The sequence below is a fragment of the Planomonospora sp. ID91781 genome, assembly GCF_015711595.1.
Lineage (GTDB): Bacteria > Actinomycetota > Actinomycetes > Streptosporangiales > Streptosporangiaceae > Planomonospora > Planomonospora parontospora.
This window is the reverse complement of the sequence record NZ_JABTEY010000002.1, coordinates 1,586,069-1,599,872: the sequence shown is the minus strand read 5'-3', so window position 1 is coordinate 1,599,872 and position 13,804 is coordinate 1,586,069. Positions and strand designations below refer to the sequence as shown.

The 13,804-nt window shown below is 74.7% G+C and carries 10 protein-coding genes; 7 read left to right on the top strand and 3 right to left on the bottom strand.

What is annotated here, in order from left to right; all coding sequences use genetic code 11:
* Positions 1–78 precede the first annotated feature (78 nt).
* Both HS048_RS26420 and HS048_RS26415 read left to right on the top strand, forming a co-directional pair.
* Positions 79–2,334: a DUF5682 family protein gene (locus HS048_RS26420; protein WP_196468996.1), complete on the top strand. Its 2,256-nt coding sequence runs from the start codon at positions 79–81 to the stop codon at positions 2,332–2,334.
* Positions 2,334–3,494, top strand: coding sequence for a VWA domain-containing protein (locus HS048_RS26415; protein ID WP_196468995.1), 1,161 nt, complete (start codon positions 2,334–2,336; stop codon positions 3,492–3,494). Before HS048_RS26420 ends, HS048_RS26415 begins: the two co-directional genes overlap by 1 nt.
* A 144-nt stretch (positions 3,495–3,638) precedes the next feature.
* Here HS048_RS26415 and HS048_RS26410 read toward each other — a convergent pair whose 3' ends face one another.
* Positions 3,639–5,099 (bottom strand): MFS transporter, encoded by a 1,461-nt coding sequence (locus HS048_RS26410; protein WP_196468994.1) that lies wholly within the window; start codon positions 5,097–5,099, stop codon positions 3,639–3,641.
* A gap of 153 nt (positions 5,100–5,252) precedes the next feature.
* On the opposite strand from HS048_RS26410, the gene HS048_RS26405 reads away from it, so the two are divergent.
* The 3 genes from HS048_RS26405 to HS048_RS26395 all read left to right on the top strand — a co-directional run bounded on the left by HS048_RS26405 (position 5,253) and on the right by HS048_RS26395 (position 8,530).
* The gene (locus HS048_RS26405; RefSeq protein WP_068895690.1) at positions 5,253–5,999 is read left to right on the top strand and encodes a TetR/AcrR family transcriptional regulator C-terminal domain-containing protein; all 747 of its coding nucleotides are present in this window, start codon (positions 5,253–5,255) and stop codon (positions 5,997–5,999) included.
* Between the two features lie 48 nt (positions 6,000–6,047).
* Complete coding sequence (locus tag HS048_RS26400; protein WP_230881890.1) at positions 6,048–7,406, top strand: MFS transporter; 1,359 nt, start codon at positions 6,048–6,050, stop codon at positions 7,404–7,406.
* A gap of 119 nt (positions 7,407–7,525) precedes the next feature.
* Positions 7,526–8,530, top strand: a complete 1,005-nt coding sequence (locus tag HS048_RS26395) for an enolase C-terminal domain-like protein (RefSeq protein ID WP_068895689.1) — start codon at positions 7,526–7,528, stop codon at positions 8,528–8,530.
* Positions 8,531–8,674: 144 nt separating this feature from the next.
* Here the strand turns inward: HS048_RS26395 and HS048_RS26390 are convergent, their stop codons facing one another.
* Positions 8,675–10,132 (bottom strand): LCP family protein, encoded by a 1,458-nt coding sequence (locus HS048_RS26390; protein WP_307832649.1) that lies wholly within the window; start codon positions 10,130–10,132, stop codon positions 8,675–8,677.
* A gap of 189 nt (positions 10,133–10,321) precedes the next feature.
* Here HS048_RS26390 and HS048_RS26385 point away from each other — a divergent pair, with 189 nt between their 5' ends.
* On the top strand, positions 10,322–11,203 hold the full coding sequence (locus HS048_RS26385) for a crotonase/enoyl-CoA hydratase family protein (RefSeq protein WP_068895687.1): 882 nt from the start codon (positions 10,322–10,324) through the stop codon (positions 11,201–11,203).
* Between the two features lie 5 nt (positions 11,204–11,208).
* Positions 11,209–12,147 carry an alpha/beta hydrolase gene (locus tag HS048_RS26380; protein WP_068895685.1) on the top strand — a complete coding sequence of 313 codons (939 nt, stop codon included), beginning with the start codon at positions 11,209–11,211 and terminating at the stop codon, positions 12,145–12,147.
* Between the two features lie 116 nt (positions 12,148–12,263).
* On the opposite strand, the gene HS048_RS26375 is transcribed toward HS048_RS26380, so the two are convergent.
* Positions 12,264–13,781, bottom strand: a complete 1,518-nt coding sequence (locus tag HS048_RS26375; protein ID WP_196468992.1) for a S9 family peptidase — start codon at positions 13,779–13,781, stop codon at positions 12,264–12,266.
* Positions 13,782–13,804 lie beyond the last annotated feature (23 nt).

Here is a 13,804-nt window from a genome sequence, read left to right as displayed (position 1 = left end):
GCCGGTGGCCCCGGGCGGCTCCGGGACCACCGGCGGGCCGCACACCCCCTCGGCCCGCATCACGACAGGAGGCGAGCGATGAACGTGCACGTCCTCGGCGTGCGGCACCACGGTCCCGGCTCGGCGCGCTCCCTGCGCGCGGAGCTGGAGCGGCTGAAGCCCGACGTCGTGCTCATCGAGGGTCCGCCGGAGGCCGACGGGCTCGTGGACCTGGCGCGGGACCCCGGCCTGCGGCCGCCGGTGGCGCTGCTGGCGCACGTGCCCGGCGAGCCGTCGAAGGCGGCGTTCTGGCCGTTCGCGGTCTTCTCGCCCGAGTGGCAGGCGATCCGCTACGCGACCGGGGCGGATGTGCCGGTGCGCTTCTGCGACCTGCCCGCCGCGCACACCCTCGCGGTGCCCCCGGACACGCCGGACACGCCGGATGCTCCCGAGGGCACCGGGGACGAGGGGGAGCGGGCCGTACGTATCGACCCGATCGGGGCGCTCGCCCGCGCCGCCGGTTACGACGACCCCGAGCGGTGGTGGGAGGACGCGGTCGAGCACCGCGGCGACACGCCGTTCCAGGTGATCGCCGAGGCGATGGCCGCGGTCCGCGAGGGGCACGTCCCCGACGCGCACGAGGCGCGGCGCGAGGCCTTCATGCGCCGCACGGTCCGCGGGGCGGTCAAGGACGGGTTCGAGCGGATCGCCGTGGTCTGCGGCGCCTGGCACGTGCCCGCGCTGACGGGCACGCCGGGCAGGGCCTGGGGCGCGGGGCTGCCGGCGGCGAAGGCGGACGACGCGCTGCTGCGCGGCCTGCCCAAGGCCAAGGTGGAGACGACCTGGGTGCCGTGGACCTACGGCCGGCTGGCGGCCTGGAGCGGGTACGGCGCGGGCGTGACCTCCCCGGGCTGGTACCACCACCTGTTCGCCGCGCCCGACCGGCCGGTGGAGCGGTGGCTGACCGAGGCCGCGGGGGTGCTGCGCGCCGAGGACCTGCCGGTCTCCTCCGCGCACGTCATCGAGGCCGTACGGCTGGCGCGCTCGCTGGCGGTGCTCCGCGGGCGGCCGCTGGCCGGGCTCGCGGAGGTCACCGAGGCGGCCAGGGCGGTCCTGTGCGAGGGCGACGACCTGCCGGTGGAGCTGATCGGGCGGCGCATGGTCGTGGGGGAGAGGCTCGGCCACGTCCCCGACGCCACCCCGATGGTCCCGCTCCAGCGGCACCTGCGCGCCGAGCAGCGGCGACTGCGGCTCAAGCCCGAGGCGTCGGAGCGCGACCTCGACCTCGACCTGCGCAAGCCGCTCGACCTGGAGCGCAGCAGGCTGCTGCACCGCCTGCGCCTGCTCGGGGTGGGCTGGGGCCGCCCGCGGGAGAGCACGGGCAAGGGCACCTTCCGGGAGTCGTGGACCCTCGCCTGGCGCCCGGAGTTCGACATCGACCTGATCGAGGCGGGCGCCTGGGGCACCACCGTCCCGGCCGCCGCCGCCACCCGCGTCCGGGACCTGGCGTCCGCCGCCGCCTCCCTGGCCGACCTGACGGCGCTGGTCGAGCGCTGCCTCCTGGCCGACCTGCCGGAGGCGCTGCCGGGCGTGCTGGACGCGCTGTCGGCGCGGGCGGCGCTGGACGGGGACGTGACGCACCTGATGGCGGCGCTGCCCGCGATGGTCAGGGCCCAGCGCTACGGCGACGTGCGCGGCACGCCCGCCGCGGGGCTGTCCTCCATCGCAGAGGCGCTGCTGACCCGGATCTGCGTCGGGCTGGCCGCCGCGGCGGCCGGGCTGGACGACGACGCCGCCCGCGACCTGGTCGGCCACGTCGACGCGGTGCACACCGCGGTCGGCCTGCTCGACCCCGGTGAGACCGCGGTGGAGGACGGGCCGAAGGCGCGCTGGCTGGGCGCGCTCCGCGCGGTGTCCCGCCGCTCCGACCTGCACGGCCTGATCGAGGGGCGGCTCGTCCGGATCCTGCTGGACGCCGGCGACCTGGACACCGACCGGGCGGAGCGGCGCATGTCCCGTGCGATGTCCGCCGGGCACCCGCCCGCCCGGGCGGCGGCCTGGATCGAGGGGTTCACCTCGGGAGGCGGGCTGCTGCTGGTCCACGACGCGCGGCTGCTCGGGCTGGTCGACGGGTGGCTGTCCGGGCTGGCCCCGGAGGCGTTCGTGGACGTGCTGCCCCTGCTCCGGCGGGCGTTCGGCGCCTTCGCCGCGCCGGAGCGCCGCTCGATCGGGGAGCGGGTCCGCGGCCTCGGCCGGGGGGCGGCCCAGGGGGCGGCCGAGGCCGACGACGACGTGGACGACGAGCGCGCGGCGGCGGCCGTGCGGACCGTGCTGGCGATTCTGGGGAGGGCCTGATGGACGACGGGGAGCGGCTGCGCCGCTGGCGGCTGGTGCTCGGCGGCGACGCCGACGGCACCGGGTGCGCGCTGAGCGGGACCGACGCGGGGATGGACGGGGCCCTGGCTGCGCTCTACAACGGCGGCGGGGAGGGCTCGCGGGAGCGGGGCGCCGGGCTGGGCGCGTCCGCGCCGAGGATCGCCCGCTGGCTGGGCGACATCAGGTCCTACTTCCCCTCGACCGTGGTCCAGGTGATGCAGAAGGACGCCGTCGAGCGGCTGAACCTCACCCGGCTGATGCTGGAGCCGGAGATGCTGGAGGCGGTCGAGCCGGACGTCCACCTGGTCGGCACGCTCCTGTCGCTCAACCGGGTGATGCCCGAGAAGGCCAGGGAGTCGGCCCGCGCGCTGGTCCGCAAGGTCGTCTCCGAGCTGGAGCGGCGGCTGGTGCAGAAGACCAAGGCCGCGGTGACCGGCGCGCTGGACCGCTCGGCCCGCACCCACCGGCCCCGGCGGGTCGCCGACATCGACTGGGACCGGACGATCCGGGCCAACCTGAAGAACTACCTGCCCGAGAAGAACACCGTGATCCCCTCGCGGCTGGTCGGGTACGGCAGGCGCCAGCGGGCGGTCCAGCGCGAGGTGGTGCTCTGCATCGACCAGAGCGGTTCGATGGCCGCCTCGGTCGTCTACTCGAGCGTCTTCGGGGCGGTGCTCGCCTCGATGCGGTCGCTGAGGACGTCGCTGGTGGTCTTCGACACCGCGGTCGTCGATCTCACCGACCAGCTGCACGACCCGGTGGAGCTGCTGTTCGGCACCCAGCTCGGCGGCGGCACCGACATCAACCGGGCCATCGCCTACAGCCAGGGCCTCATCACCCGGCCCACCGACTCGATCTTCATCCTGATCAGCGACCTCTACGAGGGCGGGGTCCGGCAGGAGATGCTCCGCCGGGTCGCCCAGATGACCGCGGCCGGAGTGCAGGTGATCGTGCTGCTGGCGCTGTCGGACGAGGGCGCGCCCTTCTACGACCGGGAGAACGCCGCCGCCCTGGCCGCGATGGGGGTGCCCGCCTTCGCCTGCACCCCCGACGCCTTCCCCGACCTGATGGCCGCCGCGATCGAGCGGCGCGACATCGGCCGGTGGGCCGAGCGCCACCTGGAGCGCCCGGCGGGCTGACGGACCCGTCCCGGCGGGAGGCGGCACGGGGGCCCGTCTTCCGCCGGGACGTCCGGCGCGCGCCCGGCAGGACGCCGCACGTCTGGCCGCCGGGACGTCCGGCGCGCGCCCGGCAGGAGGCCCCGGCACCGGTCGCCGGGGGGCTCAGTGTCCGCCGCCCTCCTCCTCGGGACGGGCCCGGAGCGGGAGCAGGAAGGCCGCGGCGAAGGCGACGGCGACCATGCCGCCGCAGACCCAGAGCGTGATCCGCATCGCCTCGGGGAAGGCCCGGCCGCCCTCCAGCAGGCCGAAGAAGAGCGTGCCGACCGCGGCGGCGCCGAGCGCCCCGCCGAGCTGCTGGACGGCGGTGAGCGTGCCGCTGGCGGAGCCGGACTCGTGCGGCTCCACGCCGGCCAGCACGATGTCGAAGAACGGCGCCATGACCATGCTCATGCCGGCGCCGGTGACGAGCAGGGCCGGGGTGAGCTGCCACGGCGTGACGCCCGTGCCGGCCAGGTCGAGGGTGACGGCGACGCCGGCCAGGCCCGCGACCATCACGACGGCGCCCAGGTGGATCAGCCGCCGGCCCGCCCTCTGCGCCAGGCCGGCGGCGTTGACGGCGATGAAGCCGAGCACCGTCCCGACGGCGCTGGGCAGGTTCGCCAGGCCCGCCTTCAGCGGGTCGTAGCCCAGGCCCAGCTGGAAGTACAGGCCGAGCACCATCGAGAAGCCGACCAGCGCGGTGAAGAAGACCAGACCGGTGACCAGGCCGCCGGTGAAGGCGCGTTTGCGGAACAGGCCCGTCTCGAGCAGCGGGTCGCCGCCCCCGCGCCGCTTGCGGGCCTGATGGCGGGCGAAGAGCGCGAGCACCGCGGCCGAGGCGGCCATGGAGGCGAAGGCCCAGGCGGGCCAGCCGAGGTCGCGTCCCTGCACCAGGGGGTAGACCAGCAGGAAGGCGGCGGCGGAGACCAGCCCCATGCCGGTGAGGTCCAGCCGGGAGGCGCGCTCGCCGCGGGACTCGGGCAGCATGGTGACGGCTCCGGCGACCGCGAGCAGGCCGAGCGGGAGGTTGATCAGGAAGATCATGCGCCAGCCGGTGCCGAACAGGTCGGCGTCGACCAGCCAGCCCGCGAGCACCGGGCCGCCGACCATGGACAGGCCCATGACCGGGCCGAAGGCGCCGAACGCGGCGGCCATCTCCTTCGGCGGGAACATCTCCTTGATCATGCCCAGGCCCTGCGGGAGCATCACCGCGCCGAACAGCCCCTGCAGGATCCGCGCGCCGGTCAGCATCTCGGGGGAGAGGGCCAGGCCGCACAGGAGCGAGCCGGCGGTGAAGCCCAGGGCGCCGACCACGAACATGCGCCTGCGGCCGTAGATGTCGCCGAGGCGCCCGCCGGTGATCAGCCCGACGGCCATCGCCATGGTGTAGCCGGCGCCGAGCCACTGGATCACGCTGGTCGAACCGCCCAGGTCGGCGCGGATCGACGGGGCCGCGATGTTGGTGATCACGGAGTCGACCAGGTCCATGACCTCGACGAGGAGGATCACGAAGAGGGCGGGCCAGCGCCATCGGTAGGGCTCGACGGCCGCGGCCTCGGGGCCGGTGGTGGCGGTGCGGGTCATGGGGGTCCCTTCGGAGGGGCGTGCGGCGGTTCGCGAACACCGTTCGTAATGTACGAACGACGTTATATGAACGAACAGCGTTCGCGTCAAGTACGTCGTTCGTTACCGGTACGGCGTTCGCCGGCCGGAAATCCGGCGGGGTAGCATCGCCGCGTGACCGACATCCCAGCCCCGCCCTGGCGCAAGACCCGTGCCCCCAGCGCTCCCCGCACCGCGCTGAGCAGGGAGCTCATCGTCTCCACCGGCCTGCGGATCGTCGACGCCGAAGGACTGGAGGCGCTGAGCATGCGCCGGGTCGCCCAGGAGCTGGGCACCGGTCCCGCCTCGCTCTACGCGCACGTGGCGAACAAGGAGGAGCTGCTCGACCTGATCTACGACCGGGTCATGGCCGAGATCCACGTCCCCGAACCCGATCCGGAGCGCTGGCTGGAGCAGCTCAGGGAGATGGTCATGGACGCGTTCCGGGTCTTCAGCTCGCACGCCGACATCGCCCGGGTGGGGCTGGCCAACATCCCGACCAGCCCCAACGCGCTGCGCATCGCCGAGGGACAGCTGGCCGTCATGCTCGCCGGCGGCGTGCCGCCGCAGATCGCCGCCCTGATGCTCGACCGGTTCGGCATCTACATCTGCGCCGACGCCTACGAGAGCGCGCTCTACATCAACCGGCAGCGCGGCAGCGACAAGGACCTCGACGTCTTCCTGGAGGAGACGTTCGGGCAGATCAAGGCCTTCTACCGGAACCTGCCCGCCGACCGCTTCCCCCGCCTCACCGCCCACGTCGACGCGCTGACCGGCCCGGACGGGGACGAGCGGTTCGAGTTCGGCCTCGACCTGATGCTGCGCGGCCTGGCCTCCTACGTCCGGGACGCCGGCGCCGGGAGTCCTACGCCCAAGGGCTGACCCGCCCGGCCGATGCGCCCGGCGGGGCGGCGGCCGTACGGTCCGATCATGACGACGACGGTTCTGGAACCTCCCCTGGGCATATTCGCGCGGCGCCACCGCGCGGTGACGATCGGCATGGTGGCCCTGATCGTGCTGGTCGCCTTCGAGGCGCTGGCGGTGGCGACCGCGATGCCGGTGGTCGGGCGCGAGCTCGACGGGCTGGGCCTGTACGCGCTGGCCTTCAGCGGGGCGCTGGCCGCGGGGATGATCGCCACCGTGCTGGGCGGGCGGTGGGGCGACCTGCGCGGGCCGGTGGTCCCGCTCTGGACGGGCGTGGCGGCCTTCGTGGCGGGACTGCTGGTGGCCGGTACGGCGCCCACCATGGACGTGTTCGTGCTGGGCCGGTTCGTGCAGGGCTTCGGCGGGGGGCTCTTCCAGGTCGCGCTGTACGTGCTGGTCTCCCGGGTCTACCCGGCCGAGACGCATCCGAAGGTCTTCTCGGTCTTCGCCGGGGCCTGGGTGGTGCCCTCCATGGTCGGGCCGGCGATCACCGGCGTGGTGGTCGAGCAGCTCGGCTGGCGCTGGGTCTTCCTGGGGGTGCCGCTGCTGGTCGCCCCCGCCGCGCTGCTGCTCTGGCGCGGCCTGGCCGCCGTCCCGCCCGGTGAGCGCTCCGGGCACACCGGGCCCGGGGCGCGGACGCCGATCGCCCGGAGGTTCGGCTGGGCGGTGCTGGCGGCCGCGGGCGCGGCGCTCACGCAGTACGGCGGGGCGGCGCGCGGGGCGGGCGTGATCCTGCTGGCGGCCGGTCTGGCGGCGCTGGTCCCGGCGCTGGTCCGGCTGCTCCCGCCGGGCACGCTGCGCGCCGGGCGCGGCCTGCCCACGGTGATCGTGCTGCGCGGGATCGCGGCCGGCACCGTCTTCGGGGGCGAGGTGTACCTGCCGCTCATGCTCACCCAGGAGCGCGGACTCTCCCCGGCGGCGGCGGGCATGGTGCTCACCGGCGGCGCGCTCGCCTGGTCGCTCGCCTCGTGGATCGTCGGGCGCAGGCCGTACGACCGGGTCCTGATCCTGCGGACCGGCCCGCTGCTGATCGCGGCGGGGCTGCTGATGATGGCCCTGACCGTGTTCCCGGACGTCCCGGTCGTCTTCGCCTTCGCCGGGGAGATCGTCATGGGTCTCGGGATCGGCAGCGTGTACCCCACGCTCTCGGTGCTCGTCCTGGAGCTGTCCGCGCCGGGGGAGGAGGGCGAGAACAGCGCCTCGATGGGCGTCGGGGAGTCGGCGTTCACGGTGATGACGGTCGCCGCGGTGGGCGCCGTCGTCGCGGCCTTCGGCGCGGCGGGCCCCGTCTACCTGGCCTGCTTCGTGCTGACCGCGCTGATGGCGGTCACCGGCACGCTCGTCGCGGGCCGGGTCCGGGCCTGACGGGAGCATGCCGGCGGCATGGCACCATGGGAAGAACGTGCCTCTTCCTCACGTTGAAGGGTGGGTCCCGCCTCCGGGCGGGATTCGCGTTCACGGCACGGGGAGACCAAGGGGAGTTCATGCCACGCGTGTGCGAGCTGGAGGTGTACCGGCTGGTCCTGCCGTACGGCAGGCGGCCGGAGAGCGTCCTCGTCCGGCTCACCGACTACGGGGGCATGACCGGCTGGGGAGAGGTCGTCGACCCCGGCCCCGCGACCTGGCCCGCCCTGGTGGAGCGGCTGGCCGGGGAACTGGTCGGCGTCGACTGGGAGCACCCGGACGAGCTCGGCGAGATCCCCGGCGGCCCGGCCGCCGACATGGCCTGCTGGGACCTGTGGGCGCGGATGCGCGGCGTCCCGCTCGCCCACGCCCTCGGCGGCAGCCGCACCTCGCTGACGGCCACCGTGCGGATCGGTGCCGAGCGCAACCTGGAGAGCCTGGTCGCCCGGGTCAACCGGCACGTCTGCGCCGGATACGCGCACATCACCATGGACGTCCACCCCGGCTGGGACATCGAGCCGCTGCGCGCCGTCCGCCAGGCCTACCCGGCCCTGGGCATCGGCCTGGACGCCCGCTCCGCCTACACCGACGTCGACGCCCTCGAGGCGCTGGACGCCTACGCGCCCTCCGTCATCGAGCGCCCGTTCACCAACCTGTCGGACCACGCCGACCTGCAGGAGCGCGTCGCCGCGCCGGTGCTGCTGGAGGTGTCGTCGGAGCGGGAGCTGGACGAGGCGATCGCCGCGGGCGCGGGCCGCGCGCTGCTGCTCCGCCCCGCCGTGCTGGGCTCCCTGCGGGGCGTGCGGCGGGTGCACGACGGCGCCGTGGCGGCCGGCTGGGAGGTCGCCTGCGCCGGAGGCCAGGGCACGGGCCTGGCCAGGGCGGCCACCGTCGCCGCGGCCAGCCTGCCCGGGTGCAACCTCCCCTGCGACGTGGCCGAACCGCCGCGCAGCGCCCAGATCGTCACCCCGCCGGTCGGCGCCTCCGGAGGGGTGGTGGCCGTCCCGCTGACCCAGCCCGGCCTGGGGCACACCATCGACGAGGAACGCGTCCGCCGGCTGGCCAAGCAGTCCCACCGCGTCTGAACGGCGGGCCCGTGCTCCGGCCGGTCCGCAGCGGCCGGTGTGCGTTCCGGTGGTTCGGCCACCGCCCGCAACCGGACCAGGCCGAACCACCGGAACGCACACCCGCACCGGCCACAGCACAGCACCGGACCCGGCCGCGGCCGTTCAGCCGCAGCCGTCGGTGATGCCCTTGGGCGCGCTCGGATCCGCCGGCCCGGCGGTCGGCTTCGCGGTGGTCTTGACGGGCGCGGAGGCGCTCGGCGTGACGGCCGGGGTGGCGCTCGGCGTGCCGGCGGAGGCGGCGGCCGGAGCGGCGGCGGTCGAGGCGCGGACGGCCTTGGCGGTGACCGTGCGGATCCTGGCCCAGTCGGGGTAGCCGGTGTTGATCAGCGGCGGCACGAACTGCACGCTGGTCACCCTGGCGCCCTTGACCTTCAGCGCCAGCGGGACCAGGTGCTCCAGCATCGGGCGCGGGATGTCCGTCCTGATCAGCTCCCTGGTGGCCAGCGCCACCTGGTTGAACCGGGCCAGCACGGTCGCCGGGTCGGCCTGCTGCAGGATGGCGCCGAGCACGCAGCGCTGGCGGCCCATCCGGCTGAAGTCGTCGCTGTAGGTGCGCGACCGGGCGAACCACATCGCGTCGGCGCCCCCGAGCTTGCGCCTGCCCGCCTTGACCACGCCCTCGTTGTACTTGCCGAACACCACGTCGTGCGGCACGGTGATCGTCACGCCGCCGAGCGCGTCGATGAGACGGGCGAAGCCCCACATGTTCACCAGGGCGTACCAGTCGATCTTCAACCCGAGCGTGTAGCCGACGGTGTCGATCAGGACCCGGGCGCCCTGCCCCTTCCGTCCTCCGAAGATCTCCGGGTGGGCGTCGGCGTACTCCCAGACCGCGAAGAGCAGGTCCTCCCGCCCGCCTCCGGGCCCGGCCGGGAGACGGAAGCCGTTCGGGAACCGCCTGGCCATCGGGCTGCCCGGCACGAAGCGGACGTTCTCCAGGTTGCGCGGGAGGCTGAACAGCACGGTGTTGCCGGTGCGCACGTCGACGCTGGCCACGTTGATGCTGTCGGTGCGGACCCCGGGCCGGTGGTCGTCGGCGTCGCCGCCGAGCAGCAGGATGTTCACCCGGCTGCGGCCCGCCCACGGGTCCTGCTCGCGCCCGGCGGGCAGCGTCGCGGCCGGGGCGGAAAAGACGCCCTCGATCGCGGTCTGGGAGACCGCGGCGTACTGGCCGACGAACCCGAACGGCAGCAGCACGGCCACCGCGAGCACGCCGGCGACCGTCCCGGCGACGGCCTGCCCCGCGGCGGGCAGCGTGCCGGGGTTCAGCACCATGAAGGAGTGCACGACCAAGGCGAACCAGGCGACCCCCAGGGCGAGCGAGGCCACGGTGACGCCCGTCAGCCAGGACGACGCCAGCAGCTGCCCGGCGAGGCTGCCGAGGTCGGAGGTGAGGCCGACCCAGAGCAGGGCGAGCAGCAGCGCGGCGTACAGCGAGAGCAGTACCAGCCCGGTCCGGCGCCAGCCCGCGCGCAGGTGCGCGGCCCCCGGCGCGATGACCGACAGCGCCGTCCACCCGATGACCGCGCCGATCCCGGGCGGTCTTGATCTGTCCCGCACCTGCTCCCCGTTTCCCGCGCTCCCCGATGCGCTTCCCGCGCCCCGTGCCCGCGTCCGAGGGCTCGTGCACTCGTGCGCCGCACAGGAGATGGTAGGCGGAAGGGCAGGTCGCGCAGGCGAAGAGCGTGTGAACAGATCAGAAAAACATCCCGATTAATCCAGACATTTGAACTGGAATAAGATTCGGTCATGTCCTTCACCGAGATCGAGTACGACGTGGCCGACGGTGTGGCCACCATCACGCTCAACCGCCCGGAACGCCTCAACGCCTTCACCTACGTGATGCGCGCCGAGCTGATCGAGGCCTTCGACCGCGCGGACGCCGACGACGAGGTGCGCGCCGTGGTCGTCACCGGACGGGGCCGGGCCTTCTGCGCCGGGGCCGACCTCGGCGGCGGCGGCGACACCTTCAACCACCGCAGGACCGGGGAGATGTTCGGCGGCGCCGACACCGTCGACGGCTCGCCGCGCGACGGCGGCGGCACGGTCGCCCTGCGCATCGCCCGCTCGCTCAAGCCGGTGATCGGCGCGATCAACGGCCCCGCCGTCGGCGTCGGGGTGACCATGACGCTCCCCATGGACGTCCGGCTCGCCTCCGACACCGCGAAGTTCGGCTTCGTCTTCGCCCGCCGCGGCATCGTGACCGAGGCCGCCTCCAGCTGGTTCCTGCCCCGGATCGTCGGCATCTCCCAGGCGATGGAGTGGGCCGCGACCGGCCGGGTCTTCCCCGCCTCCGAAGCGCTCGGAGGCCGCCTGGTCTCCCGGGTCCTGGCCCCCGCCGACCTGCTCCCGGCCGCCTACGCGCTCGCCCGCGAGATCGCCGACAACACCTCCGCCGTCTCGGTGGCCGCCATCCGCCGGCTCATGTGGTCGGGCCTGTCGGCCGCCTCCCCCTGGGAGGCGCACCGCGCCGACTCGATCCTGATGAACGTCCTCGGCGCCGCCCCGGACGCGGCCGAGGGGGTCACGTCCTTCCTGGAGAAGCGCCCGGCGGACTTCCCGATGAAGGTCAGCCGGGATCTTCCGGACGCCGTTCCCGCCTGGCCCGCCAACCCGTACGAAATATCCTGAAGCGCATGCACGACGTTCTCGGCCCCGACTACGAGCTCACGGTCCTGCCCATGCCGGACGACTACGAGGGCGAGGTCGTCGCCTCCCTCGTACGGCGCCGCGCCGCGGACCCCGCCGGCAGGGCCGTGCTCTACCTGCACGGCTTCACCGACTACTTCTTCCAGACCCACCTGGCCGAGCACTTCGCCGCCCAGGGGATCGACTTCTACGGCCTGGACCTGCGCAAGTACGGCCGCTCGCTGCTGCCGCACCAGACCCGCGGGTTCGTGCGCAGCGTCACCGAGTACTTCCCGGAGATCGACGAGGCGGTCCGGATCATCCGGGCCGAGCACGGCCACGAGGAGGTGATCCTCAACGCCCACTCCACCGGCGGGCTCGTCGCCGCGCTCTGGGCCGACCGGGTCAGGGGCCGGGGACTGGTCCAGAACCTGGTGCTCAACAGCCCCTTCCTCGACCTCAACGTCCCCGGCCACCTGCGCCTGGCCGCCGACGTGCTGCACCTGCCGCTCTCCCGCCTGCCCGCCCGCGCCGTACTGCCCCTCGGGCTGTCCACCGCGTACGGCACCAGCCTGCACCGCGACCACCACGGCGAGTGGGAGTTCGACCTGGAGTGGAAGCCCGTCGGCGGGTTCCCGGTGCACGCCGCCTGGCTGGCGGCGATCCGCCGCGCCCAGAGACGGCTCCACGGCGGCCTGCGGGTGGACGTGCCGGTCCTGGTGCTCTGCGCGGAGAAGGGCCTGCGGCTGCGCGACTTCGCCCCCGAGGCGCAGGGCGCCGACACCGTGCTCGACCCCGAGCAGATCGCCCGCTGGTCGACCAGGATCGGCGGCCACGTCACCTGCGTCCGGGTGCCCGGCGGCATGCACGACCTGGTGCTGTCGCCCGCGCCCGCGCGCGAGCGGGTCTTCGCCGAGATGGACCGCTGGCTGGCCTGCTACCGCTGAGCGGGCCGCTCCGCGCCTCCGCGGTCGTTCCCGGCGCCCGGAGGGGAGCCGGCGTCCGGCCGGGACCGGTCGCCGGAGCGCCCCGGGAGACGGCGGGAACGGCCCCGGGGAAACGGTCACCAGGGGAAGGCGAACAGGCCGTAGTAGGCCGCGGCGACCAGCAGCAGCCCGGTGCTGCCCAGGACGCCGGCGATCGCGACGTGCTGCGGGCGGCTGGGCTGCCAGCCCTCCCGCAGCGCCGAGACGACGGCGGCGGTGGCCGTCACCTCCTGCAGCAGCATCAGCACGGCCAGCCCCCGGATGACCAGCCAGCCGGCGAGGACCGCGGGCCAGGCCCCCGCCTGGTTGACCGAGAACAGCACCAGCAGCGTGATGAAGGCCAGCACCGAGGCGAGGAGCCCGGCCCCCGTCCACGCCATCCGGCGGAACCGGCGCCGGATGGGCGGCCAGAGCCGGGCGTTGGCCTCGGCCCGGGGGCGGCTGCCGCGCAGCCGCACCACCATCGCGGCGACCGGGCCGGCCACGTAGCCGACGGCGGCCAGGCAGAGCGTGAGCCCCAGGACCGTGCCCCCGGCGTACCACGGCGCGGCCGGGACGTCACTGGCCTCGTAGCGCTGGACCGGGGTGGCGCCGGCGATGCGCGGGGAGGGCGACGAGGCGCGCGAGGCCGTCGCGGGATCGGCCGTGCCGGGCAGGCCCCTGACCCAGTTGGCCAGCGTCTCCAGGTAGCCGGGGGCGAACGGGCCGCCGTGCACCCGCATGCCGTGGTCGGCCCCCTCCAGGTAGCGGATCGTGTAGGCGTCGTTGCCGCCCTCGGCGAGCGCCCGGGTGAGGGTCTGGCTGCTCTCCACGAACGGGATCGACGGATCGCGCGTGCCGTACAGGGCCAGCACCGGCTGGCGGGTCCCGCGCAGCGCCGGCACGCCGTCGTGGCGCAGGAAGTTCATGTCCACCGCGGACATCGCCCGGATGAGCAGCTCGCGCACTCCGCTCGGGGCGTGCAGCCGGTCCAGTTGCTCGCCCAGCGCCCAGCTGACCTGCCGCACGGGTGAGACGTTCGGGGCGGAGACCAGTACGGCGAAGCCGACGTCGGCGCTGCGGGAGGCCGCGATCGGCACCACCCAGCTGCCCTCGCTGACCCCCCACAGCCCGGTGCGGGCCGGGTCCACGTCGGCACGGCCGCGCAGCTGGGCCAGCATGCTCAGCGCGTCGTCGGCGAGCAGGCCGAAGTCGCGGTGGCGGAAGTCGTAGCCGGCGGTCCGCTTGTCGTAGACGAGCGTGACGACCCCGGCCCTGGCCAGCCACTCGGCCTGCGCGTCGAACTCGTTCCGCACGCCCGGCCCCGCGCCCTGCACGAAGACCAGCGCGGGATGCCGGCCCGGGGTGAGCGGCGCGCGGATCGTGGCCTCCAGGGTGGTGCCCCTGGCCGGGACGGTGACCTCCCGCACGGAGATGGGCGCCGTCGCGGAGACGGGCCGCAGCTCGTGGGCGGGCTGCGGCGGGAGCGTGCGGAAGGCCGGGTCCACCGTCAGCGGCGACGGGTCGAACGGCGGGGGCAGGGTGTAGCCCACCGTCGCCAGGGCCGCCATGATCAGGCCGGCGGCCACGCCCAACACGCCCCGGCCCACGCGCATGCCGCTCCGCTCCCCGATGGCCG

Coding starts and splice junctions, on each gene's coding strand:
- HS048_RS26420 (WP_196468996.1), top strand. CDS start 79: ATGAACGTGCACGTCCTCGGCGTGCGGCACCACGGTCCCGGCTCGGCG.
- HS048_RS26415 (WP_196468995.1), top strand. CDS start 2,334: ATGGACGACGGGGAGCGGCTGCGCCGCTGGCGGCTGGTGCTCGGCGGC.
- HS048_RS26410 (WP_196468994.1), bottom strand. CDS start 5,099: ATGACCCGCACCGCCACCACCGGCCCCGAGGCCGCGGCCGTCGAGCCC.
- HS048_RS26400 (WP_230881890.1), top strand. CDS start 6,048: ATGACGACGACGGTTCTGGAACCTCCCCTGGGCATATTCGCGCGGCGC.
- HS048_RS26395 (WP_068895689.1), top strand. CDS start 7,526: ATGCCACGCGTGTGCGAGCTGGAGGTGTACCGGCTGGTCCTGCCGTAC.
- HS048_RS26385 (WP_068895687.1), top strand. CDS start 10,322: ATGTCCTTCACCGAGATCGAGTACGACGTGGCCGACGGTGTGGCCACC.
- HS048_RS26380 (WP_068895685.1), top strand. CDS start 11,209: ATGCACGACGTTCTCGGCCCCGACTACGAGCTCACGGTCCTGCCCATG.
- HS048_RS26375 (WP_196468992.1), bottom strand. CDS start 13,781: ATGCGCGTGGGCCGGGGCGTGTTGGGCGTGGCCGCCGGCCTGATCATG.